Source organism: Pseudoalteromonas sp. SR44-5, assembly GCF_014163675.1.
GTDB classification, from domain to species: Bacteria; Pseudomonadota; Gammaproteobacteria; order Enterobacterales; family Alteromonadaceae; genus Pseudoalteromonas; species Pseudoalteromonas rhizosphaerae.
Window position 1 is genome coordinate 1 of sequence record NZ_JACJDT010000099.1, and the last position, 2,993, is coordinate 2,993.

The 2,993-nt window shown below is 38.6% G+C and carries 6 protein-coding genes and 1 pseudogene; all 7 read left to right on the top strand.

What is annotated here, in order from left to right; genetic code table 11:
- The coding region (locus H5154_RS22470; protein WP_182719690.1) for a GH-E family nuclease at window positions 1-648 on the top strand (648 nt) is incomplete at its 5' end.
- A 9-nt stretch (window positions 649-657) separates the two neighbouring features.
- Window positions 658-1,092, top strand: a complete 435-nt coding sequence (locus tag H5154_RS22475) for a hypothetical protein (protein ID WP_182719691.1) — start codon at window positions 658-660, stop codon at window positions 1,090-1,092.
- On the top strand, window positions 1,089-1,508 hold the full coding sequence (locus H5154_RS22480; protein ID WP_182719692.1) for a tol-pal system YbgF family protein: 420 nt from the start codon (window positions 1,089-1,091) through the stop codon (window positions 1,506-1,508). Before H5154_RS22475 ends, H5154_RS22480 begins: the two co-directional genes overlap by 4 nt.
- A gap of 25 nt (window positions 1,509-1,533) precedes the next feature.
- Window positions 1,534-1,608: pseudogene (locus tag H5154_RS23905) on the top strand (DUF600 domain-containing protein); the annotation flags it as partial.
- 56 nt (window positions 1,609-1,664) lie between these two features.
- Window positions 1,665-1,916, top strand: coding sequence for a hypothetical protein (locus tag H5154_RS22485; RefSeq protein WP_182719693.1), 252 nt, complete (start codon window positions 1,665-1,667; stop codon window positions 1,914-1,916).
- Window positions 1,917-1,924: 8 nt separating this feature from the next.
- Window positions 1,925-2,461 (top strand): hypothetical protein, encoded by a 537-nt coding sequence (locus H5154_RS23910; RefSeq protein WP_259398592.1) that lies wholly within the window; start codon window positions 1,925-1,927, stop codon window positions 2,459-2,461.
- 20 nt (window positions 2,462-2,481) lie between these two features.
- The gene (locus H5154_RS22495) at window positions 2,482-2,826 is read left to right on the top strand and encodes an immunity protein YezG family protein (protein WP_182719694.1); all 345 of its coding nucleotides are present in this window, start codon (window positions 2,482-2,484) and stop codon (window positions 2,824-2,826) included.
- Window positions 2,827-2,993: the final 167 nt, after the last annotated feature.

The following is a 2,993-nucleotide window of genomic DNA, read 5'->3' on the forward strand; positions in this document are numbered from 1 at the left end:
TCAACCAGCTGGAAATACGATCTTCTGCTGCCAGACTCAGCCATTGACGGCATGCAAGCCATGGTCAAACAGCTTGATGAAGTCACCCCGCAAATAGACCAAGGGGTAAAAAACGCCGCAAACGATATCGGCAATCGCGTAAATAAAGCCCTCGATGAGTTTGAGCCACCGGCAAGCACGGGTATAGTAGGCAAACCGAAGAAAACCGTTGCCAATGAGCTTGAGCCGCCGAAAGGGAATGATTTGAAGGGGGCTCAAAGCATTAACCCAAACATTACAAAACCTAAGAAACTTCGCAAGATATCAAACCGCTTGAAATACCTTGGTAAAACTCCAGGCAAAGCATCTCGTACAGGCAAAAAAGTCATTGCGAAGATGAAAGCAAAAGGCAAAATAAGGGAGTCATTCAAAGGTACCGAATTTCAAGCGAGTGATAATCAATGGTACCCACTCTCTCAAGCTGATATGGCACATGACCCGACAGATGCAGTAAAATGGTGGAATACTACAGGCAGACAATACGGCGCAAAATCAAAAGAAGTGCGAGAATGGATGTTAGACTCTAATAATTATACTCTAGATCATTACAGTATTAACCGCTCAGCTGGTGCTAAGCTTAACGATAGATATTTACCCCCGAAAAAGTAAGGAAAGATAATGGAAAATTTACCTATAGACTTGCGCGATAAAATCGATGCTCTCTATATTTCTGCATACAAAGCATTAGAAGTCAAAAATGTTGACATCGCAAAAAAAAAAGCAGACGAAGCATGGGGGTTATTACCTGAGCCTAAATTTGATTGGGATGTCACTCTCAGTTTTGTTACTGCAATTTGCGAAATGTATCGAGAGTTAACACTTTACAATGATGCGCTGCAAATCATAGAGCAACTCTTAGAATATCGAGATAAAAATAAGGTAGGTGGGTTTCACGGTGGAATTATTTTTTTAAAAGCTACTATTTATTATGAAATGGAACAATTACCAATTTCTTATCAATGGTTTAATAAAGCAAACGACATGTCAAGAGGTCGCTGCTTCGTTGATGAACCTAAAAAATACAAAACTTTTTTTAATGAGTATAACCAATGAATGTACATGACCAAATAGATGAGTATTGCGAGCAAGGCAATGATCTTTTTGATGAAGAAGACTTTCAAGGCGCAATTACACTCTGGCAAAAAGCCTTTGATTTACTCACCGACCCAGATGAGGATTGGGAGCAAGCGGTTTGGCTTAAAGTATCTATCGGTGATAGTTATTATATGCTTGATGAATATGAACAATCCCTTGATGCAATGTTAGATGCATTAAACTACCCTGAAGCACTCGATAACCCATTTATTCACTTTAGAGCTGGCCAATGTCATTATCAGTTAGACGACAAAGAAAGAAGTAAAAATGCTTTACTTAAGGCCTATATGTTAGCCGGAAAAGAAATATTTGAAGATCATGAAGAAGATGGACTTTTTTACTATGACTTTTTGAAGTCCGAAGTCCAGCTATAAACGAACATAACGCTAAGGACAGCACATGCAACCAGACATAAAAAACATCTCGCATCACCTAGGTCAGTACCTTTATCAGCAAATAAAAGAGCCGTGGCTTTAGGTTAAGCTTATTTTAGACACAATCAAACTTCACTACCCTTTTTAGAGATATTTATGACTACTTTAATTAAGCGATTTATATTTATAGCGCTCGCTTTAACGCTAGCGGGGTGCGATAAAGTGACAGTGAGCACCGTTACTGCACTATTAAAGCCCGCTGAAAAAATACAAGTGGCCTCCCCTGAAGCAAGTGACTTTCAAGTTAATGGCTGTAATTTAACCTTAAAGGTCAATCACTTATTTTTAATACCAGCATTGATGAATGGGTTAAAATACTCGGCCCATACGACCGAGTCACTCACTTAGCAAACGATGTGTATTATTGGGATGAGATTGGTATTGGTCTTTATTCTAAAACCAATAAGCACATAGCTCAAACATTGACCTTTGAATTTAATGAAACCATTGCCTTTAGTGAAGATGATATTAGAGTTACTTACGGTGAAGAAATGAAAGAATTTAAGAGAGAGGCGAATGAATCTCGCTCTAAAACGCCATTTACTCAAACGCTCTGGGTTAATGGGGCTGCGATTAAAGGCAACTGGGATATGAGTAAAGTAAATAATCAACTGTACGCATTTAATCCAAAAAATCCCCATTACTTTGGTGAGGCATATATGCCCACTATTTTTGGTTCACGCTTTGCGTGCGATAAAGAGACCCCACCCTACTTTAATGAGGGCGAAATTGGCATTAGAGTAGATGTAAACCCACAAAATAAAAATGAAATAAAAGTGCTCAGCTTAGGCGTCACCCTCTTTTCTGAAGAATACCTAAAAAATAGAAACAGCACACCGTCTTTTTCTTCTCGTTATTTCGAAAGTGTCGCCGAGCGAGTCGTTGCTCAATAACTAAACGCTAAGGAAAGCCAATGCAACCCGACATAAAAAACATCCCGCAACAACTTGGTCAGTACATTTATCAGCAAATAAAAAGGCCATGGATTGAAGCTCAGCTTATTTTAGATTGCGAGAGTAACAATGTATTTGAGTGCAAAGCCCACTTTATAAAAGCAGATGACGATACACACCATGCTATTGCAGTATCTGAAAATATCACTGCGTTGTTTAAAACGTTATTTGACCATGCTATTAAAAACGAAGTTGAGGATTGGCAACGCGCTATTTTTTCAATTACGCGACAGGGTCAGTTTAATTTAAAATTTGAGCGCGATAATAATGACGATGACATTATCACTGCACAACAAACTTATTAAACAATATTGATTTACCCGCTCTTTAACAACATGGATGTTGTTAGGCTAGGCGCTACAGTCTTTTAAAGATTAGCGTCTAGCCTTAGGTTGCTCCCCTCATTTACTTCTCATTCTTTTCTCTTTGTGCAACATGGTTTTAAGTAAAATATTCACAAAGAGGTTAAGAG